At 33.3% G+C, this 25,240-nt stretch carries 17 protein-coding genes and 1 pseudogene; 5 read left to right on the forward strand and 13 right to left on the reverse strand.

All coding sequences use genetic code 11. The features are described from left to right. Window positions 1–144 precede the first annotated feature (144 nt). The 5 genes from Q4Q47_RS05360 to Q4Q47_RS05380 all read right to left on the reverse strand — a co-directional run bounded on the left by Q4Q47_RS05360 (window position 145) and on the right by Q4Q47_RS05380 (window position 9,115). On the reverse strand, window positions 145–1,608 hold the full coding sequence (locus Q4Q47_RS05360) for a RagB/SusD family nutrient uptake outer membrane protein (RefSeq protein WP_303305622.1): 1,464 nt from the start codon (window positions 1,606–1,608) through the stop codon (window positions 145–147). Window positions 1,609–1,626: 18 nt separating this feature from the next. Continuing rightward, window positions 1,627–4,752, reverse strand: coding sequence for a SusC/RagA family TonB-linked outer membrane protein (locus tag Q4Q47_RS05365; RefSeq protein ID WP_303305623.1), 3,126 nt, complete (start codon window positions 4,750–4,752; stop codon window positions 1,627–1,629). 265 nt (window positions 4,753–5,017) lie between these two features. Next, window positions 5,018–6,550: a helix-turn-helix domain-containing protein gene (locus Q4Q47_RS05370; RefSeq protein WP_303305625.1), complete on the reverse strand. Its 1,533-nt coding sequence runs from the start codon at window positions 6,548–6,550 to the stop codon at window positions 5,018–5,020. Window positions 6,551–6,945: 395 nt separating this feature from the next. Beyond that, on the reverse strand, window positions 6,946–7,968 hold the full coding sequence (galE, locus tag Q4Q47_RS05375) for a UDP-glucose 4-epimerase GalE (RefSeq protein ID WP_303305626.1): 1,023 nt from the start codon (window positions 7,966–7,968) through the stop codon (window positions 6,946–6,948). Further along, entirely contained in the window at window positions 7,961–9,115 is a 1,155-nt protein-coding gene (locus tag Q4Q47_RS05380; protein WP_303305627.1) for a DegT/DnrJ/EryC1/StrS family aminotransferase, read from the reverse strand. Before Q4Q47_RS05380 ends, galE begins: the two co-directional genes overlap by 8 nt. A 162-nt stretch (window positions 9,116–9,277) precedes the next feature. Between Q4Q47_RS05380 and Q4Q47_RS05385 the strand changes: the two genes are divergently transcribed. Together Q4Q47_RS05385 and Q4Q47_RS05390 are read left to right on the forward strand one after the other, a co-directional pair. Continuing rightward, window positions 9,278–10,513, forward strand: coding sequence for a 3-deoxy-D-manno-octulosonic acid transferase (locus Q4Q47_RS05385; protein WP_303305628.1), 1,236 nt, complete (start codon window positions 9,278–9,280; stop codon window positions 10,511–10,513). Between the two features lie 119 nt (window positions 10,514–10,632). Further along, complete coding sequence (locus Q4Q47_RS05390) at window positions 10,633–10,953, forward strand: hypothetical protein (protein WP_303305629.1); 321 nt, start codon at window positions 10,633–10,635, stop codon at window positions 10,951–10,953. 150 nt (window positions 10,954–11,103) lie between these two features. On the opposite strand, the gene Q4Q47_RS05395 is transcribed toward Q4Q47_RS05390, so the two are convergent. Next, entirely contained in the window at window positions 11,104–11,616 is a 513-nt protein-coding gene (locus tag Q4Q47_RS05395; RefSeq protein WP_303305630.1) for a plastocyanin/azurin family copper-binding protein, read from the reverse strand. 346 nt (window positions 11,617–11,962) lie between these two features. Then, window positions 11,963–13,555 (reverse strand): NADP-dependent glyceraldehyde-3-phosphate dehydrogenase, encoded by a 1,593-nt coding sequence (locus tag Q4Q47_RS05400; protein ID WP_303305631.1) that lies wholly within the window; start codon window positions 13,553–13,555, stop codon window positions 11,963–11,965. 290 nt (window positions 13,556–13,845) lie between these two features. On the opposite strand from Q4Q47_RS05400, the gene Q4Q47_RS05405 reads away from it, so the two are divergent. Then, a complete protein-coding gene (locus Q4Q47_RS05405; protein WP_303305632.1) occupies window positions 13,846–14,637 on the forward strand; it encodes a 3-keto-disaccharide hydrolase in 792 nt (263 codons plus the stop codon). A gap of 4 nt (window positions 14,638–14,641) precedes the next feature. Beyond that, window positions 14,642–16,096, forward strand: a complete 1,455-nt coding sequence (locus Q4Q47_RS05410) for a Gfo/Idh/MocA family protein (protein ID WP_303305633.1) — start codon at window positions 14,642–14,644, stop codon at window positions 16,094–16,096. 48 nt (window positions 16,097–16,144) lie between these two features. On the opposite strand, the pseudogene Q4Q47_RS23790 reads toward Q4Q47_RS05410, so the two are convergent. Next, window positions 16,145–16,303 (reverse strand): annotated as a pseudogene (locus Q4Q47_RS23790) (threonine dehydratase); the annotation flags it as partial. Window positions 16,304–16,358: 55 nt separating this feature from the next. Between Q4Q47_RS23790 and Q4Q47_RS05420 the strand changes: the two are divergent. Next, the gene (locus Q4Q47_RS05420) at window positions 16,359–17,951 is read left to right on the forward strand and encodes an arylsulfatase (RefSeq protein WP_303305634.1); all 1,593 of its coding nucleotides are present in this window, start codon (window positions 16,359–16,361) and stop codon (window positions 17,949–17,951) included. Window positions 17,952–17,969: 18 nt separating this feature from the next. Here Q4Q47_RS05420 and ilvA read toward each other — a convergent pair whose 3' ends face one another. The 5 genes from ilvA to ilvD form a co-directional block, all read right to left on the reverse strand. Beyond that, window positions 17,970–19,235, reverse strand: coding sequence for a threonine ammonia-lyase IlvA (ilvA, locus tag Q4Q47_RS05425; protein WP_303305635.1), 1,266 nt, complete (start codon window positions 19,233–19,235; stop codon window positions 17,970–17,972). A 92-nt stretch (window positions 19,236–19,327) separates the two neighbouring features. Next, complete coding sequence (ilvC, locus tag Q4Q47_RS05430) at window positions 19,328–20,803, reverse strand: ketol-acid reductoisomerase (protein ID WP_303305636.1); 1,476 nt, start codon at window positions 20,801–20,803, stop codon at window positions 19,328–19,330. A 19-nt stretch (window positions 20,804–20,822) separates the two neighbouring features. Beyond that, entirely contained in the window at window positions 20,823–21,356 is a 534-nt protein-coding gene (gene ilvN, locus Q4Q47_RS05435; RefSeq protein WP_303305637.1) for an acetolactate synthase small subunit, read from the reverse strand. 152 nt (window positions 21,357–21,508) lie between these two features. Next, entirely contained in the window at window positions 21,509–23,242 is a 1,734-nt protein-coding gene (gene ilvB / locus Q4Q47_RS05440; protein WP_303305638.1) for a biosynthetic-type acetolactate synthase large subunit, read from the reverse strand. A gap of 59 nt (window positions 23,243–23,301) precedes the next feature. Continuing rightward, a complete protein-coding gene (gene ilvD / locus Q4Q47_RS05445; protein ID WP_303305639.1) occupies window positions 23,302–24,990 on the reverse strand; it encodes a dihydroxy-acid dehydratase in 1,689 nt (562 codons plus the stop codon). Between the last annotated feature and the right edge of the window lie 250 nt (window positions 24,991–25,240).

Raw genomic sequence — 25,240 nt, forward strand, 5'->3', positions numbered from 1 at the left:
TTTTACCTCACCCGGAACTGCAAAAAAACAGTTCCGACCTCTCCCAAGGAAAGGTGAGTAAGAAACCCCGACGCAAGCATCGGGGAACTTTTAGTTTAAAAATAGTTAAGCTAGTTTAGTTAATTGTCTTTTTAAGAATTAATTTTATTGATTTACGCTTGCATCCATATTAGGATTAGCATCGATTTCTGTTTGTGGAATATTTAAGTAAAATAATTCACTATCTGCAGGAACATTAACAACGACTCTATGCACATCATCCCTATTAATAGGCATTCTTAACCTTTTAGCATCAAACCACTCTACCCCTATTTCTCCGTAGAGTTCTTTACGCCTTTCTAATAAAATCTCATCCATTAAATCACTTCCGGAATTAGTAGATAATATAGCGTTCGTGTCTCTAGCTTTTTGCAATGCAAAAAGTAAATTTCTAGCCTCAGGTTCATTACCTAAATTATACTGAGCTTCTGCATCGATCAATACCATTTCGGACTTTCTCATCAAAGGAACATCTGATGCAAAGGTAAATGCAAACTTAGTTGTTACAAATTCCCTGTAAGGTGTTGAAGAATTATAAATATCCCGAAATAATTTCCTAACATCATCATCTGAAAACGTATCCCTAAAATTTGTATTCGCATAAGTAGCCTGAAATGACAAGGTTAAATGATCCGTAAAAACATGGGGAGCCATCCAAAAGAAATTGGTTTCATTAGAACCGTCTTGAAAATGCCCCCAAAGCCAATCTTGATCACTTAAATCATTAAAACCTTCTCCCCAATTTGAAGATACTACAGCAGATTCTGCATCACTTCCATAAGCTGCTTTTGCCGCAGAGGATGCCAAAGACCAATCATCTTGTGTTACCAATAATACTCGTGACAAAAAGCCATTAGCAACGGCTTTATTTATATAGCTCTTGCCTAGTCTCTGTTCAGGCAAGTCGGGAATAGCTGATTTTAAATCTGATAATATCAATTCATAAACATCTGCTAGCGAACTTGGTGAATTTCCTACTGAAGCTTCTGTTGTTGGTTCTGTATAAATAGGTATTCTTGCTACAGTCCTATCATTATTATAATTAGGTGCAAACTCTAAAACTATTTGAAAATAATGAAAGGCTCTTATAGCTTTTCCAACCGCAATAAATTCCTTTTTGGTTGCTTCACCTAAATCTGGACTATTTTCGACACCATCAATTAAGATGTTTGCATAATTGATAATTTCATAGTTAAATTCCCAGGTAAATCTGGTTCTTCTAAAAGAAGCCCCTCTGTTTTCATGAGAATAATCAAATAGGAAAAAAGTTGGTCTCTGAATTAAATCATTCCCTTTAATGGTTCTTGCAAAATACATGGCATATAAACCACCAGTATCTGGATCAGAATTGTTTACTCCATCTGCTAGATCGTTATCCCATTGCCCTTTATATCTGGCATATATTCCAGTTTCAAAAGCTTGTACAATGTCTCTATCTGAAAAAACTACAGCCCTTGGAATACCCGCCGTATTTGTAGGCTCATCTAAAAACTCTTTTGAGCAGCCAGACAAAAAAACAACGACTAAAACTAGTAGAATTTTTATAGTTAATGTATTATATATTTTCATTTTCGTTAATTTTTTAGTTTAAAATTCTAAAATAATCCCTGAGGTAATGGTTTTTGATAGTGGAGATCTATTAGTGGTAATACCATTAAATGCCTGTTCTGGATCAATTCCTTTATGAGATTGCCAGGTAAAAATATTATCTGCCTGTAAAAACAATCTTAATTTGCTCAACCCTATTCTTTCAATTGTAGATAGTGGAAAATTATAACCGAATGTCAAACTTTTTAGCCTTATATAATCATTTTTAAATAAAAATCTTGTAGATCGAGACGCATGATCATTATTACTCGCCAGTAATAATGGAAAATCACTAACATCTCCCGGATTTTTCCAAGCATTAAAGTTATCAGGGTGTGCACTTCTTCCAGGGTTTTCAAATGGATTTATTAGTCCAGAATAGTCTGAATCTAATAAATAAGCCCCAAAGCTAAAATTAAACAACACGTTTAAATCAAATTGCTTATATCTAACAAAAGAAGTAAATCCACCCTCTATATCCGGCAACGATGTTTTACCTTGCTCATACCTTGTTGCATCATCATATTCCTTTGTGGTTACCTTATCTATAACGTCACCATTAGTATCTAATACATCCATATACCACATACCACGACCATCTGTAGAATCTACTCCTGCCCATTCTCGAATAAAGAAATCAAAAATAGAACTACCTACTCTATAGCGTTTAGATCCATTTAAAATCTCATCTTGTGGCAACTTAGTCCATTCGTTTTTATTTAGAGCAACATTAATTCCAGTTGTCCATGTAAAATCATCAGAATTAAAGTTAATAGACCTCAAAGAAGCCTCCCATCCATAATTCCTGATAGACCCAATATTAGTAACAATTTTATTAACCCCTAAGGAAGAAGCAAGCGGTTTATCCATAATTAAATCTACAGATTCCTTGTTATAATATTCTAAAGTACCGGATAAAACACCATTAAACAACTCGAAGTCCGCTCCAATATTTAGAGATTCTACTTTTTCCCATCTCAAATTTGCATCAGAAACGCCTTCCAATAAAATTCCAGAATTTTCTTGATTAACAAAACCTGGTTGAAATACAGATTGAAAAGGGAAAAGACTTGTTGTTCTATTATTCCCTAATTCACCATAAGACCCTCTAAGTTTTAAAAATGTAAGTGTATTGCTTTCGCTTAAAAAGGACTCTTTGGACACCACCCAACTCATTCCTCCTGCTATAAAATTACCCCATCTTGTGTTTTTATTAAAACGTGTAGATCCATCTCTTCTTATGGAAAATTCACCGTAGTATTTTTCATTAAAATTATAATTAACCCTACCTAGATAACTATTAATTCTTGAAGTGATAATACTACTGCCAACAGCTTCTGGCGATGTGCTTCCATCCAAATTATCTACTTTAGGTAAAAAACCAGTACCTTGAGCCAGTAAATTGTCTTGGGTATTTGTATAAGCTTCTGTAATAGCATCGATAGAGATGTTATGATCTCCAAAACTATTTTTATAATTTAAAGATTGAATGGCATTTAGAGTTGTGGTTAAATCTCTATTTTGTGATACACGTCCTTGTACACCAGATGCCGCACCTATCTTATCATCATCATAACTATATGAATCGAGAAGGAAATTCTCATAACTTAATCGTGTTTTAAATGATAAACCTTCAAAAAGATTTATCTCTGCAAAAACATTTGCTAAATAGTTAGTTCTTATTCTTCTTTCTTTTCCTAAAGTTAAACTTGCTAAAATATTCTCACCACTAAAAACAGGTCTGGTGCTATTTACTGGTTGACCTGAAACGAGTCCGTTTCCTAAATCAAAAATACGCCCTCCTAAATCATCTCTAATCAAACCTCCATTAGCATCTCTGGCATAAATAGGATAAATACTAGATAAACCATAAATCCAAGAAATCGCTTGTGTTGTATTTCCACTTGTTTGATCCGGATTATTTGAGTTAGAACGTGAAAAACTAGTATTAAGACCTATTTTAAACCAGTCATTTATTTGAGTTTCTAAATTTAATCGTGAAGATACTCTTTCAAAATTAGAAGGTATCACAGGGCCATCTTCATTTAAATAGTCGAAAGACATAAAATACCTAGTCTTATCAGTACCTCCAGATACACCAATATTATGATTTACTCTAAGGTAGTCTTCCCTAAGAACTTCGTTCTCCCAATTAGAGTTCCATAATAAATTAGCACCAGCCACTAAATTACCACTGGCATCTATTGGGTTTGCTACACTATATGGGTTATACCCTAGATGATCAACTAATTGATTCGTTGCACTTAGGGCTGCATCAGTAGCTGTTTGACCATCTTCGTATTGATTTGTATTCTTTAGAGCCTGCCAGGTCAATTTTAAATAATCCTCCGGATTGGCTAAATTGTGAATCCCTATGGTTGGATTAGATAATCCTATCTGAGATCTTAATGTTACCTTAGGAGCCGAATCTATATGACCTTTCCTGGTTGTAATTAATATAACACCTCCTGAGGCTCTTGAACCATACAAAGCTGATGATGATGCATCTTTCAGTACTGAAACCGATTCGATTTGATCCTGACTTATCGTATTAAGGTTACCATTAAACGGTGCGCCATCTACAACAATTAAAGGGCCTCTTTCCAAACTTTCACTCGATATCCCTCTTATCCTGATAATAGGGTTATTTCCTGGTTGGCCTCCTGCTGTTAACAAACTTACACCTGGTACAGCTCCCTGTAACGCTCTTAGAGGGGATGTTACTTGCTGTGTCTCAATGGTAGTACTTGAAACAACACCTACAGATCCAACTATAGACTCTCTTGTTTGTGCACCATATGCAACAACGACAACCTCTTCAAGAGCAGTTGCATCTTCTTGCATGGTAACATTAATTGTGTTTGATGTACCAACTGTAACTTCTTGATTTTCGTACCCAACAAAGCTAAATACCAGAATGTTTCCTTGATTTACTTTAATTGAATAATTTCCATCAAAATCTGTTGATGCTCCTTTTGTAGAATTCTTAACTAAAACTGTTGCCCCGGGCAATGGTAAATTGTTTTTGTCTACAATTCTACCAGAAACAGTCCTTTCCTGTGCAAATGATGATATAATACCAAACACCAAGAACACTAGCACTAAATAGTAGTTTCTTACTTTCATAAATTAAATGTTTATTTTGAGTTAGTCAGTGCAGATTGAAATTAAGGAAGGTAGTATAGATGTTTTTTTAAGTGACTAATTCAAAAAATTACACCTTACTAATGAAATTTAAGCTTAGAAGAATCTAAAATATTTTAAGTAAAGTTCTATGACTACCTTACCTTAAATTACAATTGCGACAATAAAAAAAGGAATAAAGCCTAGATTTAGAGGCAATACTTATAATACCTTACCATACCGAAGATATCTTACCTAATATTTACCTCTATATGTTCTTTTTGAATTGAGAGTTTATAAACTCTGAAGGCGTTAGTGATGTTTCTTTTTTAAATGCTTTATTGAAAGTTACTTTATTATTATATCCTACTTCATAAGCGATATCAATAATATTAAGGCTTCCATGGATATCTTCTTTAAGAATACAGATAGCTTCTTTAATTCTAAATTTATTTATAAGCTCAAAAAAATTAATATTAAAATGTTCATTTATTATTTGAGACGTATTATGCCTTGTTGTGTTTAATCTTTTGGATAATACTTCAAGGTTGATATTATTTTCTTTATACACTTTATCTTCTACAAATAACTTAATTAAATTTTCTTTGAGTTCTTGGGATAACGCATTCGTAAGTCCAGACTTTTGGTATTTCTCTAAAGACATTACACTACTTTTTAGCGCATAATCGTGCTTAAAAATTTCAGGCTGGACATATGCCATATAAGCTAGATATACAACCATTACGGACATAATACTTACTTGAATATAATTAATAAAGTATGGGAAAGAAAGCAATATTCCACTCACCGGTAAGCCGTAAATAATATAGGAGATTAGATAAATAATATGTATTCTGTAAATAGTTTTCTTCCATTTATCTACAGGTCGCTCTTTATACTCTGAACTAGCCCCCTTTTTTCTATGACTGAATTGAATTTTCCCTATCAAAATAGCATATATAACAAGTGATATAACTTTAGATATAAAGATTATATACCTGTTAATATTATAAGAATTATCCAATTCCAACATGATCTCGATTTTTTCATTGCTTGAAAGTGAATACATTGGAAACAAAAACACCAATAAAATAAGAGTTGGTAAAAAATGTAATAAATCTATAATTTTAAATTTAAAATTATAGGTAACACTTTTAAAATAAAAATACAGCAATGGCCCATACAAAAGAGCACCTACTGAGGCCATTAAATATGTATGAGGAAGTTTGTACTGAATATTTGAGATATACAAAACAAACTCAAGTATAAATAAAGAATGTACACCTACAAAACCACTAATAAATAATTTAGCATATCTATTAGATTTTTTAGAAAAATTAATAATTATAGTAAAGAAGAAGCCAATTAAGGCAACGTATAAAAACAAAAATGTAGGCCAATCAATCTGCAATAAGAAGCTTTCGGACAGCTCTTTATACTCTTCAGAATCACGAATAACATTATATGCTCTATCATTTAAAATTGAAAAATCCAAAGTGTTATTAATATATTTTTTAGTAAAAATATAGGCGTCTTTAGGCTGATCCAAATCAGCATTTAGAATAGCCAATTTTTTGAATATTTTGATTGAATCCGGGTGTTTTTCAGCTAAAGCATCATTATAAAGTATTAACAACTCTAATTGCGTCATATCATTGCTGATATTTTTCTGCTTAATTAAACTATCTATTTGTGTTAAAAATAAATATGGAGCAGTTTTTAACTTTGGAATTGCAACCAATTTGTTAGATATAACAAATAAGCACAAAACAAAAAGTAATGTTTTTGAGTTAAGCGTCATTAATGGTTAATTGAGAGTGGATATACAATGCTTTTTTATCAGCAAAACTAACATACCATGAAATTATAAATAAAGAGATTTATAATTCTTAAAAAAAACTTAAAAAGGGAATTCCCGATAATAATATACCCTATTTTTACTAAAAACGTAATCTATTTATTACAAAAATTTATTAAAATTTTAACGCTTTGCTAAATATATTTTATTATAAATAATTAGATTAATGAATATTTGTTTTGTATGACATCACATATTTACACACTATGTTGAACTTGTTTTCAGTATCTACCTCATAAATCTGGAAGTCAGCGATTTATAAATAAAATATAATCCTAAAACAAATACAGAGTGACGAATGCTCTTTATGACAAATTTAATTATGTAAAGATTATCGATTATTTACCTCTAACCTTTTGCTCCCATTTCCATGCAGAACGCATCGCATCATCTAAAGACAATTCTGTTTTCCAACCTAATTCATTATTAGCTTTATTGGTATCTGCATAAGCTGAAATGATATCACCCTCTCTTCTATCAACAATTTTATAATTTAGTTTTACTCCAGAAACACGTTCAAAAGACTGAACAACTTCCAGTACAGAACTACCCTTTCCTGTTCCTAAATTAAAAGTTTCATAATTAGATTTATTCTTGTTTTGTAGTAAGCGACCTAAAGCAACAACATGCGCTTTTGCTAAATCTACTACATGAATGTAATCTCGAATACAGGTGCCATCTGGCGTTGGATAATCATCACCAAAAACAGATAATTCTTCACGTAAACCTATAGCTGTTTGCGTAATAAAAGGAACTAGATTTTGTGGTACACCAATCGGCAATTCTCCAATCGAAACTGATTCGTGGGCTCCAACCGGATTAAAATAACGTAACGCTATAGCTTTTAAATTAGGTGTTACTTTACAAGTATCTCTAATTACTTCTTCCCCAATTTGTTTTGTATTTCCATAAGGAGATTCAGCTTGTTTTACCGGCGCACTTTCAGTTATTGGCAACTTATCAGCTTGTCCATAAACAGTACATGACGAACTAAAGATAAAACTCGCCGACGGTAATTTTTGTAATTCTTTTAAAATATAAACTAAGGTTCCAATATTGTTTTCGTAGTACAACAAAGGTTCTTTTACACTTTCACCAACAGCCTTACTAGCGGCAAAATGAATAACACCCTTAACATCATCATGCTTTTTAAAAAAGGCCTCAACACCTGCTTTATTTTTTAAATCTAGTTCTTCAAAAAGTGGTGCTTTACCTGATATAGCTTTTATACCATCCAAAACTTTAATTGTAGAATTGGATAAATCATCAATTATTACAACTTCGTAACCCTCATTTTGCAATTCGACAACGGTGTGTGACCCTATAAATCCTAATCCTCCAGTAACTAATATTTTATCCATTTATAAATTTAATAATTGTTGATGTAATATATTCTATTTGTTCGTCATCCAATTCGGTATGCATTGGCAATGAAATAACTTCTTTAACTAATTGATTTGTTACTTTAAAATCATCTTCATTATACCTTTCATCTTTATATGCTTTTTGGTTATGAAGCGGAATTGGATAGTATACACCACAAGGTATATTATGAGCATTTAAATGTTTAACCAATGCGTCTCTATCTATAGCTTTAATTCTGAGTGTATATTGGTGAAAAACGTGACAATCGCAAGTATCACAAACCTCTAAACAGCCATTTGTTACTTTTGGCGTCACAATATTTTCAACCCCTTCAAATGCTTTATTATATTTTCTTGCAGCATATTGTCTTTCCTTATTATAACTATCCAAATGCGGCAATTTAGTATCTAAAACCGCTGCCTGAATACTATCCAAACGTGAATTTACTCCCACCACATCATGATGGTAACGCCTGTACATCCCATGGTTAACAATACCTCTAATGGTATGTGCTAAATCGTCGTTATTTGTAAAAATGGCACCGCCATCTCCATAGCAACCTAAATTTTTAGATGGGAAAAAAGAAGTAGAAGCAACATCGCCAATTGTTCCCGCTTTGGCTTTACTACCATTTTTATAGGTATAAGACGCCCCGATAGCTTGTGCATTATCTTCAATTACAAATAAATTATGTTCCTTAGCAATTTCCATGATAGCTTCCATATTAGCACATTGGCCAAACAAATGCACAGGAACAATGGCCTTTGTTTTAGGTGTGATAGCCCTTTTTATAGCTTCAATATTTATATTGAAATCATCCTCATTAACATCTACTAAAACTGGTGTTAATTGTAATAATGCAATCACCTCAACAGTTGCTGCAAATGTAAAATCCGCAGTAATAACCTCATCCCCTGGTTTTAAACCTAAACCCATCATCGCTATTTGCAATGCATCTGTACCATTAGCACAAGGAATAACATGTTTAACTCCTAAATATTGTTCTAAATTCTTTTGAAACTCATGAACTTTGGGGCCATTAATGAAAGAAGTATTTTCTATAACTTCCTGAATAGAAGGATTAACGACATCTTTTATATCGTCATACTGACCTTTAAGGTCAACCATTTGAATTTTCTTCATCTAAAAAAAATTGCAGTCTTTTTACTATTTTTAAACAAAAAAATAAAGACTAATTTTAAGGAACACCCATTGTGGGTTAACAGCCTACGAAATTACGAAAATCATTTACGCTAAGCAATGAATTTCTTCCAAAGAAATGTATTTTAGCTGCAAAGAAAAAAATTGAGTTTTATTTACAACATAGGTATTCATATAGCACACTTTGCATTAAAATGTGCCTCCTTATTTAATGAAAAAATTAAAAAGGGAATGGTTGGTCGCCAAAACACTTTTGAGGTTCTTGAAAGTCAATTAAATTCCAATGATAAAACTTTATGGTTTCATTGTGCTTCTTTAGGTGAATATGAACAAGGACTCCCTGTTTTTAAAAAACTAAGAGAACACTATAAACAGCATAAAATTGTACTTAGCTTCTTTTCTCCCTCCGGGTATGAAATTCGTAAAAATTCACCTATTGCAGATATTGTTATTTATTTGCCTCTGGATAGCAAAAAGCATGCAAAACGGTTTATAAACCTTGTTAATCCAGAACTCACCATTTTTGTTAAATACGATATTTGGCCTAACTTTTTAAATGAATTAAAAAGAAGAAAGTTACGTGCTATTTTAATTTCGGCTGCTTTTAGAAAAAATCAATCTTACTTTAAATTTTATGGTGGAGAGCTGAGACGTGCCTTATTTACTTTCGAACATATTTTTACACAGAATGAAGCTTCAAAAACATTACTTCAATCCATACATTACAACAAAGTAACTGTTAGTGGAGACACCCGTTTTGATCGTGTATCTAGTCAATTAGGTTTAAATAACTATTTAAGTTTTATTGAGACTTTTAAAGACGACAAACTATGTGTAGTGGCAGGTAGCACATGGCCTGAAGATGAAAATTTATTGATTAATTATATCAATGCTACTGACCATAAAAATGTCAAGTTTATTATAGCACCGCATAATATAAAAACCGCGCAAATAAATAACATTCAAGAAAAGTTACATGTCAAATCTGTGCTGTATTCTAAAAAAAATGATGAACAATTAATTAATGCTCAGGTTTTTATAATAGACACCATTGGAATTCTTTCAAAGGTTTACAGTTATGCAAATATTGCTTATGTTGGTGGTGCTATGGGGCATACTGGTTTACACAACACTTTAGAACCTGCCGTATTTGCGATACCTATCATTATTGGTTCTAATCACGAAAAGTTTCCAGAAGCCAAAGCTATGATAGACATTAACGGTATGTTTTCTGCTTCCAATCAAAAAGAGTTTGATAGCATTTTAAACGAATTGATTCAAAACAAGGAAAAATGTCTGTCTTCTGGAAAGAAAAATGGTGATTATATCGCAAAAAACAAAGGTGCAGTCATCCAAATAATAGATTATCTGCGTATATAAGGTATTTTATGGAGCAATTGTTAAAAAAATTAACATAAAACTCTTGGAATTTACTAAAAGTTACTAAATTCGTATTTAGTATTTTAATACTCAAATAATTAACACTAAAACAAAGAACAATGAAAAAATTATTATTAAGTACCGCTTTATTACTAGTATTAAGTTTATCTTTTACTTCTTGTAGAGATACTAAAAAAGCTGAAGAAGCTGCTGATGCTGCTGTAGAAGCTGCTGCTGAGGCCACTGAAGAAGCTGTAGAAGCTGCTGCTGATGCTACTGAAGAAGCTGTAGAAGCTGCTGGTGATGCGGTTGAAGCTGCCGGTGATGCTGCTGGCGAAGCTGTAGAAGGTGCTGCTGATGCTGCAGGTGAAGCTGTTGACAAAGCTGCTGATGCAGTAAAAGAAAAAGTAGAAGAAGTAAAGAAAGAAGCTGGTCACTAATACCAACAATATCTTCTAAACAAAACGAGGCTGCCCGAAAAGGCGGTCTTTTTTTTGCATTTTTTGAAGCAATACTATTAAACCTTAAAAAGTATAGTTTGACAATCTAGGAAAACTTATCTTTTGATTTTGTATAGGCTTAAATTAATATTATTCAACTATCAATTTACCCTTCATCATAGCATAATGCCCAGGAAAACTACATAGGTAATCATATTCGCCTGCAACTGGCGCAACAAACTCTACAAAAGTGGTTTGTCCAGCTCCAATTAACGAAGTATAAGCTATGACATCTTTTGTCTTTTTTGGTATATATTGGTTGTCTTTAGCTACAGCAGCCTTAGCAGCAAAGCCTGCTAGATCAACACCTTTTTTAAGAAGGACAAAGTTATGCCCCATCACATTTATATCTAATTTTCCTTTATGCCTTAAAGTAAGTTTTATTTTTTCTCCGGCTTTTACTCTAATTTCAGTCTTATCAAACTGCATTAAATCATTACCCGAAATAACTATCTCGTTAACGTCATTAGTGTCCTTACTACTAGAAGTATTCTTTGTATTTTCATAAGTAAACCCCTCTTTCTTTTTTTCTTCTTTCCCTCCACATGCGATTAATACTGCACAAGAAAAAATTGTTCCTAATACATACTTTGTTATTTTCATTTTTGTTGTTTTAATTTAAAAAATACTTTCTTTTAATATATCATATTTTTTTTAATAATAAAATAAATCAAAGATAGCGGTATAAACAAATAAAATAGTGCAGTATTTTTCACTGAAAAATATTGCACTAAATCAAAAAGTATTTATTTTTAAACAGAAGTGGTTTAAACTTTTTATAATTAGCTGCAAAATGTCCTTTCATCCCCACATTTTATCTTTTTATTACTCCGTAGCGATGCTATGCAGTTCAAAAAAGACTTCATTTGGGAATGAAATTACTATTTTTCGCTTCAATCAAAAAAGTTTAAACCACTTTTAAGAATTCATCAAGTATAAATATTTTTTACTATAAAATGTAATCTGTACTTATAAAATTAGATGTCTTTTTTTCTAATAACTCTTTTAAAATGGCATTATTATAATCGTTATCCTTTGATGCTACAAAAGTCCTTATTGAGAAAGAACGTAATGCATCATGTACACTTAAAGTACTAAATGCAGAATCTTTTCTTCCAGTAAAAGGATAAACATCTGGACCTCTTTGACAAGAACTGTTTAAATTAACTCTACAAACCAAGTTTACCAGAGTATCAATTAATGGTGATAATGTATTTATATTTTTACCAAACAAACTTACTTGTTGTCCATAGTTTGATGCTGCCATGTCATCTAATGGTTTTTCAATGTCTGTAAATGGAACAATTGGTACCAATGGTCCGAACTGTTCCTCTTTAAATATTCGCATCTCTTTATTAACGGGATACAAAACTGCCGGAAATATAAAATTCTCGCTAATTTCTCCTCCTTTTTTATTCAATATTTTTGCTCCTTTTTTTAGAGCGTCATCTATTAATTCTTGAATATAAGCAGGTTTATCGGCTTCTGGAAGTGGTGTTAATTTAACACCGGACTCCCACGGATTCCCAAATTTAAGTGCATCTACTTTTGCCGAATATAACTTGTTAAAGTCATCCGCAATAGATTCGTGTACATATAATACTTTTAAGGCTGTACAGCGTTGCCCATTAAAAGACAGTGTACCCGCAATGCATTCACTCACTGCTAAGTCTAAGTCGGCATCTGGTAAAACTATTGCAGGGTTTTTGGCCTCTAAGCCTAATACCAAACGTAATCTGTTCTTTTTTGGGTGATTATTTTGAATGGCGTTTGCAGATTTACTATTACCAATTAACGCCAATACATCAATTTTACCCGATTGCATGATAGGTGTTGCCAATACACGACCGCGACCATAAATAACATTTACAACCCCTTTTGGAAAACTATTCTGAAAAGCTTCTAATAATGGTGAAATTAATAACACGCCTAGTTTCGCTGGTTTAAAAATCACAGGATTCCCCATAATTAATGCAGGGATAAGCAATGTAAAAGTTTCATTTAATGGGTAATTATAGGGTCCTAAACATAAGACAACCCCTAATGGCCCTCTACGTATGTGTGCATATACCCCTTCGTTCTTTTCAAATTTAGCAGAAGCCCTATCTATTTGTTTATAAGCTTCAATAGTATCGTATATATAATCAATGGTTCTATCGAATTCTTTTTCTGAATCCGGAAGGTTTTTTCCTATTTCCCACATGAGAAGTTTTACAATAACTTCCCGCTTGGTTTTCATTTGTTCTACAAATTTTTCCATGCAAGCAATTCTATCTACAACCTTCATAGTTGGCCATAAACCTTGACCTTTATCGTAAGCTTCTGATGCTGAATTTAATGCTTCCAAAGCTTCCTTTTCGGTAAGTCTAGGAATGGTTCCTAATAATGTAGGTTTATAATTTTCCGTTGAAGAAATTGTTGAATATACTTCTGCTGTATCACCTTCCCATTGTTTTAGTTCACCTGATACTAAATAGGTTTTTTGATGTAAAAGTGATTTGATTTTATATATTTCTGGAGTTTCTAAAAAAGTCGTATTCATATCTAAAAATATTAGGTTTGTACTATACTAAGATATTTATATTTCAAATTAAACTACTTTAAAAGCAAAGGTTTATTCAAAGAAATATCATATTCTTAACACTTTAATTACATGGGAATAATATATATATGACTCAAACGTTTTCGACTGCTAATCTATTTAATAGTCATTAGCATCTATATATTCAAGTTTTTAAACCCTAATATATTTTTAAATCGTCATGAATAGTATTTTCCTTTTTATATATTTAACCTTTAATATGTAAATTAAGACTTGACAAATATTTATAAATGAAAAAAGTAATTTCAATTTTAGTCATCGCTACTGTTATTTTATCCTGTAAAACAGAAAAAAAAGAAGATCATAAGAATGTATCTATTGAAAACGATAACAAAATAGACGAATGGGTTTACCTTTTTGATGGTACAAGTACCGAAGGGTGGCGTGCTTATAATGGAGATTCTTTACCTCCAGGATGGACCATAAAAGATAAAACTTTAACTTTTGATACAGAACTTGGGTTAGAGCAAAATTATACTGGAGGAACAGATATTATTTATGGTGCTGAAGAATTTGAAAACTTTGAGCTTCATATTGAATGGAAGCTTCCAAAAGGTGGTAATAGTGGTATTTTTTACCACTTAAAAGAAGGTTATAAAAAACCTCCTGAAGTATCGCCAGAATATCAACTTATAGATGATTTGGGTTATGCCGAAATACATGACCTTACAGCTTACAATACGAGTTTAGGGTATACTGAAAAGCCAGAAGAATTAAAACCTTTACAAAGAACAGGTTCAGACTATGCTATGCATCCTGCGGATACTTTGCAAAAAGTGTTAAACCCTATAGGTGAATGGAATACTTCAAAAATTGTATTTACTCCTAAAAATGTAGAACACTGGCTAAATGGCAAGAAGTTATTATCATTTGTTCCATGGGATGAAGCTTGGCATGAAAAAAAGAATTCGGATAAATGGAAAAACAGCCCTAACTATGGAAAGTACAAAACTGGTTTTATCGGTCTTCAAGATCATTCAAGTCCTATATGGTTTAGAAATATTAAAATAAAAAAACTATAGCAACATGAACAAAAGAGATTTTTTAAAGAAAACGGGGTTAGGTGCAATGGGTTTAACTTTAGTCCCATCGTTAATAATGTGTAAATCTAATGCACCAAGCGGTCGTCTTCGAACAGCGCACATTGGTGTTGGAGGGATGGGAAAAGCAGATCTTGACGCTATTGCTTCTCATGATTTGGTAGACGTTACTGCTCTTTGCGATGTTGATGCTAATTTTTTATCTGCTGCCAAAAAATTACATCCTAATGCCAAAGTTTTTTCAGATTATCGCGTCATGTTAAAAGAGATGAAAAATGATATTGATGCCGTTATAATATCAACACCAGACCATACGCACGCGCCTGCATCTATGCTAGCTATGAATATGGACAAACCTGTGTATTGTCAAAAGCCATTAACACATCATGTCTCTGAAGCAAGAGCTATGAAAAAATTAGCTGCAGAAAAGCAACTTGTTACTCAAATGGGGATTCAAGTACACTCCTTTTATGACTATAAATTAGCAACCTTATTAATACAGTCCGGTATCATTGGAAAGGTTCATACAGTAAGAGCTTGGTCTCCTAAAAATTGGGGTTATGATGGGCCTGTACCTGAGGGTAATGACCCTGTACCAAGCACATTAGATTGGAATCTATGGTTAGGAACCTCAGAAAAACGTCCATACAAAAAAGGTGTTTATCACCCTGGTAACTGGCGTAAATTGATGGACTATGGCTGTGGAACTCTTGGTGATATGGGTGTACATATTTTTGATACACCTTATAATGCTTTGGAACTCGATGTACCTAAAACCATAATTAATGAATCCAGGCAACCTACCGGGTTTGGATATCCGGAAAATAATATTGTTACTTATGAATTCCCAAAAACCAAGTACACTACTGAAACCTTAAAATGGGTATGGTATGATGGTCCTGGAGCTCCTAAAACTCATAAAGATTTGATACTGCCTAGTGCTGGTGCCGAAAACGAAACTTCGAAAGAAGAAGAAGGAGTTTCTAATGGTGAAGATGCAAGTATGAAAGATAAGTTATCATTAGATACAAAAACAGTAAAAGAGGGGCATTTACCAGAGCAAGGCGCTATGTTTATTGGCGAAAAAGGGCGTTTACTTTTACCTCACTTTATGCAATTACCAAAGAAAATTGTGGATGGGAAGTATGTTGACATCTCTTCTGAAATTGAAGCTATTGAAAAAGCCAACAACATGGGTAAACCTATACGCGATTATGATTCTGAAGGCCCAAAACATTATCATCAGTTTGTGGATGCCTGTTTAGGTAAAGATACATGTACCGCACCTTTTTCTTATGCTTCCAGATTAACTGAAACTATATTATTAGGTGTTATAGCTGGTCGTTTTCCAAATCAAACCTTACATTGGGATAGTAAAAAGGCAAAATTTGCTGAAGAAGAAGCAAACCAATATCTGGAAGGCAACTATCGTGAATTTTAAAAATCATAAAAGATTATTTTCATTTTTTGGTATGATTTATTTTATAAGCTATACCAAAAAATGAAACAAATCTGGTTTGTCATTTAGGTAATCACCATAAAAATTATGACGTTTCATTTTAATTATAAGAGGCTCCAAATCGGTATTTAATTGAATACCAACTACAGCAGAACCGTTTTCACGATTTGTTTTTTTACATATTGAAAATAGAAAGAGCTAAATGGCATTATAAAATTAATATCTTTATCATAAATTTAAAAAAATGAAGTCCCTAAAGAGTAGTTTGTGTTTCCTGTCTATAATTATTACAATTTCTTGTAATACATCTCAAAAATCAGAAAAAAAAATAGCCACAAAGCCTAATATAATTTATATACTAGCAGACGATTTAGGATATGGTGATTTAGGGGTTTATGGACAAAAAAAAATAGAAACGCCTAATATTGATGGATTGGCAAAAGAAGGTCTCTTATTTACACAACATTATTCTGGTGCTCCTGTTTGTGCCCCGGCCAGGTCTGTTTTACTAACAGGGAAACATTTAGGTCATTCTTATGTTAGAGGAAATGATGAATGGGGTGCTCGTGGAGAAAAAGGCGATGTTTGGAATTATAAAAAAATGATAAAAGACTCAACACTAGAAGGTCAAAGGCCATTTCCAAAAAATACAACTACTATTCCAAGTCTTTTAAAACGAGTAGGCTACAAAACGGGTATGTTTGGTAAATGGGGACTTGGAGCGCCCCATACCGAATCCATACCTACAAAAATGGGATTTGATTACTTTTTTGGATATAATTGCCAACGACAAGCCCATACATACAACCCTGTGCATTTATATGAAAATGATAAAAGGTATCATCTAACCGCAAACGATACTATTGCGCCAAATACGAGGCTTTATAATAATGAGGACCCTTACGACTTAAAAAGTTATGAGAAATACAACCAACCTATTTACGCTCCTGAGATTTCGTTTGAAAAAATGATTAGTTTTGTAGATAGCACCGACAATGCTCCCTTCTTTTTATACTGGGCAAGCCCTATACCGCATGCACCATTACAAGCTCCTAAAAATTGGGTAGATTATTACGTGAAAAAATTTGGTGACGAAAAACCTTATATAGGAAATAAGGGGTATTTCCCAAACAGATATCCTCGTGCAACTTATGCGGCTATGATATCTTATCTTGATGAAAATGTAGGCAAGCTAATCAAACATTTAAAAGAAACTGGTAAGTATGAAAATACCATCATTATCTTTACTTCAGATAATGGTCCAACATACAATGGAGGTACGGATTCCCCATGGTTTGATAGCGCAGGTCCTTTTGCCAGTGAATATGGCAGAGGGAAAGGTTTTTTATATGAAGGTGGGATACGAGTTCCTATGATTGCTTCATGGCCGGGAAAAATAAAAGCTGGATCAACTACAGATCATGTCTCAGCTTTTTGGGATGTTATGCCTACATTATGTGATATAGTAAACACAACAACTCCTAAAGAGATTGATGGTATAAGCTTTTTAAATACCTTAATTAATGAAGATAAACAAAAGGAACATGATTTTTTATATTGGGAGTTCCCAGAATATAATGGACAAGTTGCTGTAAGAATGGGTAAATGGAAAATACTTTGGAAGGATATAAAGAAAGGGAATAAAGATGTAGAGCTCTATAATTTAGAGAATGATTTAATTGAAATGAACAATATTGCTGATAAACACCCCGAAATCATCAAAAGGTTCTATGAAATAATAAAGACAGAACATAGTACTCCAGAAATAGAAAAGTTTAGAATTGATGCCCTGGAAGATATTTATAAATCCATGAATATTGAGCTTAAAAATAACTAATAGGCTAAATAAAATAAGTCATACCAAAAACTGAAACAAATCCGGTTTATCATTTAGGTAATCACCATAAAAATTATGACGTTTCATTTTAATTATAAGAGGCTCCAAATCGGTAGCAGATTTTAATTGAATGCCGACTACAGCGGAGCCATTTTCACGGTTTGTTTTTTTAGCATATTGAAAATAGGTGATATCATCATTTTCACCCAAAATATCAACAACAAACTCTTTTAGCGCACCTGCACGTTGTGGAAACTTAACAATAAAATAATGCTTTAAGTTGGCATACAACAATGCACGCTCTTTAATTTCTGATGTTCTGGTAATATCATTATTACTGCCACTAACCACACATACCACATTTTTACCTTTTATGTCTTCAGCATAAAAATCTAAAGCAGAAATGCTTAATGCACCGGCAGGTTCTACTACAATAGCATCTCTATTATAAAGCTCTAAAATAGTTTCACACACTTTCCCTTCCGGAACCGTTATCATGTCATGCAAGTTCTCTTTACAAATTGGAAATGTTAAATCTCCTACGCGCTTTACTGCAGCACCATCGATAAACTTTTCAATATGCTCTAATTCTGTATTTTTATTATTTTTGATAGACATAGACATAGAAGGTGCTCCTTCTGGTTCTACGCCAATGATTTTAGTATTCGGTGAAATTTGTTTAAAAACTGTAGACAAACCAGCTGCTAATCCACCACCACCTACTGCTATAAAAACATAATCGATAGGGGTTTTAGATTGTTCTAGAATTTCTAAACCAATAGTGGCCTGTCCTTCTATAACTTTTTCATCATTAAAAGGATGAATAAATGTTTTATGCAACTGCTCGCATTCTAACATAGCAGCATGATAGGCATCATCAAACGTATCACCAATAAGTTTAATATCAATGAAATCACCACCAAACATTTTAACCTGTTCTACCTTTTGATTTGGTGTAGGAGCCGGCATATAAATAGTCCCTTCAATCTCTAATAATTTACAAGACAATGCGACACCTTGAGCATGATTTCCTGCACTTGCACAAACAACCCCTTTTTTAGATTCTTCAGAGGTTAATGAACTTATTTTATTATAAGCACCTCTAATTTTATAAGATCGAACTTGTTGTAAGTCTTCGCGCTTTAAAAGAATATTAGCATCGTAATATTTTGAATACCTTAAACTAGGGCTTAAAGGCGTAACTGCCGATACTTTTTTAATAGTATCGGCAGCCACCTTAATATTATCAATACTAGGAAAATATGTAACGTTTTCCTTATTCATAAATTATTAATATTAGTTTCCCGTTGTCACGGGAATGACAATTTCAAAGGAAACCTCAAGACAAAATCTTAAGGAAATTCTTTTCAATTAAACTATACTATCGGCTTCATAGCCGTCATAGATGCTCTTAAAACTTCTCCTACTTTTTCAACCGGATGAGATCTTAAAGCTTTATTCACTTCTATTAATTTAGCGTTATCTACGGTATTACCGTTATTCTTAGAATAAGCTTTCCCTATAACATCCGTATCTATAGTCTTCATAAAATCTGCTAAAAGAGGCTTACATGCATGATCGAATAAATAACACCCATACTCTGCAGTATCAGATATAACACTGTTCATTTCATATAATTTTCTTCTTGCAATAGTATTTGCAATTAGTGGCGTTTCATGCAAAGACTCATAATAAGCCGAGGCATCTATAATTCCAGAATCGGTCATCGCTTCAAAAGCTAATTCTACACCAGCTCTTACCATAGCAACCATTAATACACCATTGTCATAAAACTCTTGTTCAGAGATTTCAACATCACTTGCTGGTGTTTTTTCAAAAGCTGTTTCGCCAGTAGCAGCTCTCCAATCTAATAAATTTTTATCATCATTAGCCCAATCTTCCATCATACCTTTAGAAAAATTTCCTTGCATGATGTCATCCATATGTTTTTGGAATAGTGGACGCATGATCTCTTTTAATTCTTCTGATAATTCAAAAGCCTTAATTTTCGCAGGGTTGGATAGACGATCCATCATATTAGTGATGCCACCATATTTAAGCCCCTCAGTAATGGTTTCCCAACCGTATTGAATCAGCTTAGACGCATAACCTGCATCTATACCCTTTTCAACCATTTTATCAAAACAAAGGATAGAACCTGTTTGTAACAATCCACAAAGAATGGTTTGCTCTCCCATTAAATCACTTTTTACCTCAGCGACAAATGAAGACTCTAAAACACCCGCTCTATCACCTCCGGTTCCTACAGCATAGGCTTTTGCTTGCTCTAGACCTTTACCTTCTGGGTCATTTTCTGGATGAACAGCAATAAGTGTTGGTACACCAAAACCTCGTTTATATTCTTCTCTCACCTCTGACCCAGGACATTTTGGAGCGACCATAATAACCGTAAGGTCTTCGCGAATTTGCATCCCTTCTTCAACAATATTAAAACCGTGAGAATACGATAATGTAGCACCTTGTTTCATTAAAGGCATCACTGCATTTACAGCATTTGTATGCTGTTTATCCGGTGTTAAGTTTAACACTAAATCTGCTGATGGAATTAACTCTTGGTAGGTACCAACTGCAAATCCATTATCCGTTGCCTTAACAAAAGAGGCACGTTTTTCAGCAATAGCAGCATCACGTAAAGCATAAGAAATATCTAATCCTGAATCCCTCATATTCAAACCTTGATTAAGCCCTTGAGCTCCACACCCTACGATGACTATCTTTTTATCTTTTAAAGCGTTTACTCCATCTGAAAACTCTGAAGCATCCATAAATCTACACTTCGATAATTGATCTAATTTATCTCTTAACGAGAGTGTGTTAAAATAATTTCCCATTTTAATTTTATTATTATTACTATTGGTTATTAAATGCTAAAAGCATTTCTGTGATTTTCATTTCTTCTTTAGTTACCGAAATACGTCCAGACCGCACAAATTGCATGATTCCAAAAATGTTTAAATCTCTGTGAAGTGATTCTATTTCGTTTCTTCTACCAGATTTTTCCAAAACAAAAAATTCCTTGTTTACAGTCACTATTCTGGCATTACTTTCTTTTATTATATTTTGAATTTGAGGTTCATTAAATAATAAATCGGATTTTATTTTAAACATACCCGACTCCTGAAAAATAGTTTCTTCATCGGTATGATAATAGGCACGAATCACTTCAATCTGCTTTTGAAATTGTCCTATAATTTTTTTAGCTTGGGGCTCAGTAATATTTACAACAATAACAAACCTGTTTACACCTTCAATTTCTGATTTTGAAGTTGTTAAGCTTTCAATATTGATATGTCTTCTCTGAAAAATTGCAGATATACGATTTAGCAAACCGATATTATTTTCGGTATATATTGAAATCGTGAATGTTTTTATTTCTTGGTTCATTTTTAAAAAAGATATTAGAAAAAAGATGTTAGATAATAGACAGCAAAACTTTTTACTTAACCATCTATTTCCTTTAAATTCATCTCTATTCTTTTGTCCATAATTCTATTATCTAAAATCTATATTCTATTGTCTAAATTCTTTATTCTTACCTAACTTAAACGGATATCTGAAACGGATGCTCCTGAAGGAATCATTGGAAATACATTATCTTCTTTTTCTACACAAACCTCTAAGAAATATGACTCTTTAGACGCTATCATTTCTTTAACGGCATCTGCCAATTCTTCTCTTTTAGTAACACGTTTTCCTCCTATATGATACCCTTTTGCTATAGTAATAAAGTCTGGGTTTGTCATTTCTGTAGACGCATAGCGTTTATCGAAAAACAACTGTTGCCACTGACGAACCATTCCTAAAAACTCATTATTCAATACCACAATTTTCACAGGTACTTTTTGTTGAAATATAGTTCCTAACTCCTGAATATTCATTTGGAAACCACCATCACCAATTATAGCCACTACCTCACGTTCTGGTGCCGCCATTTTTGCTCCAATAGCTGCTGGAAGTGCAAACCCCATAGTGCCTAAACCACCCGAAGTAATATTACTCTTAGTTTTATTGAACTCCGAATAACGACAAGCGATCATTTGGTGTTGGCCAACATCTGATACAATCGCAGCATCTCCTTCACTTTGTATATTTATCTCATTTAATACTTCACCCATAGTTAACCCTTCTTTAGTTGGATGAAGATCATCTTTAATTACTTTTTCGAATTCAATAGCATACAAATCCTTAAACTCCTGATGCCATGCTTCATGTGAATTTTCGTTTAACAATGGTATTAACTCTATTAAACTGTCTTTAGAGTCACCCAAAACGGCAACATCTGCATATACATTTTTATTAACCTCTGCTGGATCTATCTCAAAATGAATCACCTTAGCTTGTTTTGCATAGGTATCCAAACTTCCGGTAACACGGTCATCAAAACGCATTCCGATTGCGATAAGCACATCACATTCGTTGGTTAATTTATTTGGTCCATAGTTACCGTGCATTCCAACCATACCTATATTCAATGGGTGTGATGTTGGTATAGCCGAAGCTCCCATAATGGTCCAAGCTGCAGGAATACCCGCTTTTTCAATAACCGTTTTTAATTCAGTTTCTGCCTGACCTAAAATAACACCTTGCCCCCAAACAATCATTGGTTTTTTTGCAGCATTGATTAATTCAGCAGCAGCCTTCACAGATTCTAAATTGGTTTTTGGTGTTGGAATATAACTTCTTACACCTATACATTTTTCATATTTAAAATCAAGTTCTCCAAACTGAGCATCTTTTGTAATATCAATTAATACGGGTCCCGGACGACCACTTTTAGCAATATAAAACGCTTTAGCTAGAACTTCTGGAATTTCGGAAGCCTTAGTTACTTGATGATTCCATTTTGTAACTGGTGTAGAGATACCAATAATATCTGTTTCTTGAAACGCATCAGTACCCAGTAAATGAGAAGGCACTTGTCCGGTAATACATACTAACGGCGTAGAATCGATTTGCGCATCTGCTATTCCAGTAATTAAATTAGTAGCTCCAGGCCCTGATGTCGCCATAGCAACACCTACTCTACCAGAAATTCTGGCAAACCCTTGAGCTGCATGTGCTGCTCCTTGTTCGTGACGTGTTAATACATGATGAATCTCATTTCTATATTTATATAGTTCGTCATAAACTGGCATAATGGCTCCTCCCGGATACCCATAAAGAATGTCAACATCTTCCGCTATTAAACATTTTATAATAGCTTCACTACCGCTCATGCGCTCTGTTTTGGCAGTCATTTGTTTAGTTTTTTTTATTGTTTCTATATCCATAATTCCCATTTTCAATTTATGAGATTTCCACCTTAGCGGAAATGAAAAAAGATTATAACTTAAAATTCATCAGTAACACACCCTTTAGAGGCTGATGATACTGATCTCGCATATTTATATAATATTCCTTTTTTATGTTTTAATTCTGGTGCAACCCATTGCGATTTCCTTTCTGCTAATTCTTCATCTGAAAGGATGACGTTAATGGAATTATCTTCTGCACTAATTCTAATTTTATCGCCTGTTTTTAACAGCCCTATGGTTCCTCCTGATTGTGCTTCTGGGGTAATATGCCCTACAACAAACCCATGGGTTCCTCCTGAAAAACGACCATCAGTTATTAACGCTACAGATTTCCCTAAACCTGCTCCCATTATTAACGAGGTAGGTTTTAACATTTCAGGCATCCCTGGACCTCCTTTTGGACCTACATAACGAATAACAACGACATCTCCCCTTTCTACTTCGCCATTAGAGATTCCTGTATTGGCTGCTTGCTCTCCATCATAAACAACAGCTTTTCCTTCAAACAATAAACCTTCTTTTCCTGATATTTTTGCAACGGCTCCGCCTCCCGCTAAGTTTCCATATAGAATTTGTAAATTTCCTGATGTTTTTAGAGCTTTATCCTTTGGGTAAATAACATCTTGGCTATCTTCATCAAAAGTAAGTGGTTCAACATCTTTTAAGTTTTCTGCTAATGTTTTTCCTGTTACGGTTAAACAATCACCATGTAAATAACCATTATCTAGCAAATATTTCATAACTGCTGGGGTTCCACCAACACCATGAACATCTTCCATTAAATACTTTCCACTAGGTTTTAAATCAGCTATCAAAGGTGTTCTATCACTAACACGTTGAAAATCTTCAAGCGTAAAATCTATGTCTGCAGCATGTGCAATCGCTAAGAAATGTAACACTGCATTTGTAGATCCTCCTAATGCGTTAACAAGCGCAATAGCATTTTCAATAGATTTTTTAGAAATAATATCTAATGGCTTTAAATCTAGTTCCAATAGATTTTTAATGGTTATGGCTGTTCTCTCGCTTTCCGATAATTTATTTGGGTTTTCTGCAGGAATTGAAGAATTGTAAGGTAAAGAAAAGCCCATACACTCTATAGCTGAAGCCATCGTATTTGCTGTATACATCCCACCACAAGCTCCTGCTCCAGGAATGGCTCTTTTTATAATTTCTCTATATTCATCTTCATTAATTTCGCCCGCAACTTTTTGACCTAACGCTTCAAAAGCTGAAACAATATTTAACTTTCTTCCTTTATAATTTCCTGATGCAATGGTTCCACCATACATCATTATTGAAGGACGATTTAAACGCAACATAGCAATAACAGCTCCCGGCATGTTTTTATCACAGCCTACTACAGAGATAAGCGCATCATAACTTTGGGCATTCATAACCGTTTCAATAGAATCTGCTATAATATCTCGAGATGCTAAAGAATAATTCATCCCAGAAGTTCCCATTGAAATACCATCACTAACACCAATAGTATTGAATCCTAAACCAACTAGACCAGTTATTTTACATTCAATTTTCACCTCGGCAGCCAAACCATTTAAATGCATATTACATGGGTTTCCATCATACCCTGTACTTGCAATACCTACTTGAGCTTTTTTCATATCTTCATCAGTCAACCCTACTGCATACAACATGGCTTGAGATGCTGGCTGAGATTCATCCTGCGTTAGTCTTTTACTATATTTATTAAGTTCCTTCATCTTTGTTACAGATAATTTTATACTTTCTCTTTTTTTGATTTAATACTTTAACGATTTAAGAGTTCTTTTAAAAATCTTACAACCGCACTAAATAAGGTTCGAAATTAATTTATTAGGTTTTTATTTACACTTTTCTTTAGTTTTTCTGGTTAAATCCACAACCACTTAAAACGACACAAACCCCTGTACAACAATTATTTAAGTCTTTATTTTTATGATGTTCAAAATTTTAAAAATATGCAATAAAAAA

The sequence above is a fragment of the Flavivirga spongiicola genome (assembly GCF_030540825.1).
GTDB classification, from domain to species: domain Bacteria; phylum Bacteroidota; class Bacteroidia; order Flavobacteriales; family Flavobacteriaceae; genus Flavivirga; species Flavivirga spongiicola.

Bases quoted from the DNA above. Each gene is read 5' to 3' on its own strand.
- Q4Q47_RS05360 (WP_303305622.1), bottom strand. From the start codon at position 1,608: ATGAAAATATATAATACATTAACTATAAAAATTCTACTAGTTTTAGTC.
- Q4Q47_RS05365 (WP_303305623.1), bottom strand. From the start codon at position 4,752: ATGAAAGTAAGAAACTACTATTTAGTGCTAGTGTTCTTGGTGTTTGGT.
- Q4Q47_RS05370 (WP_303305625.1), bottom strand. From the start codon at position 6,550: ATGACGCTTAACTCAAAAACATTACTTTTTGTTTTGTGCTTATTTGTT.
- galE (WP_303305626.1), bottom strand. From the start codon at position 7,968: ATGGATAAAATATTAGTTACTGGAGGATTAGGATTTATAGGGTCACAC.
- Q4Q47_RS05380 (WP_303305627.1), bottom strand. From the start codon at position 9,115: ATGAAGAAAATTCAAATGGTTGACCTTAAAGGTCAGTATGACGATATA.
- Q4Q47_RS05390 (WP_303305629.1), top strand. From the start codon at position 10,633: ATGAAAAAATTATTATTAAGTACCGCTTTATTACTAGTATTAAGTTTA.
- Q4Q47_RS05395 (WP_303305630.1), bottom strand. From the start codon at position 11,616: ATGAAAATAACAAAGTATGTATTAGGAACAATTTTTTCTTGTGCAGTA.
- Q4Q47_RS05400 (WP_303305631.1), bottom strand. From the start codon at position 13,555: ATGAATACGACTTTTTTAGAAACTCCAGAAATATATAAAATCAAATCA.
- Q4Q47_RS05405 (WP_303305632.1), top strand. From the start codon at position 13,846: ATGAAAAAAGTAATTTCAATTTTAGTCATCGCTACTGTTATTTTATCC.
- Q4Q47_RS05410 (WP_303305633.1), top strand. From the start codon at position 14,642: ATGAACAAAAGAGATTTTTTAAAGAAAACGGGGTTAGGTGCAATGGGT.
- Q4Q47_RS05420 (WP_303305634.1), top strand. From the start codon at position 16,359: ATGAAGTCCCTAAAGAGTAGTTTGTGTTTCCTGTCTATAATTATTACA.
- ilvA (WP_303305635.1), bottom strand. From the start codon at position 19,235: ATGAATAAGGAAAACGTTACATATTTTCCTAGTATTGATAATATTAAG.
- ilvC (WP_303305636.1), bottom strand. From the start codon at position 20,803: ATGGGAAATTATTTTAACACACTCTCGTTAAGAGATAAATTAGATCAA.
- ilvN (WP_303305637.1), bottom strand. From the start codon at position 21,356: ATGAACCAAGAAATAAAAACATTCACGATTTCAATATATACCGAAAAT.
- ilvB (WP_303305638.1), bottom strand. From the start codon at position 23,242: ATGGATATAGAAACAATAAAAAAAACTAAACAAATGACTGCCAAAACA.
- ilvD (WP_303305639.1), bottom strand. From the start codon at position 24,990: ATGAAGGAACTTAATAAATATAGTAAAAGACTAACGCAGGATGAATCT.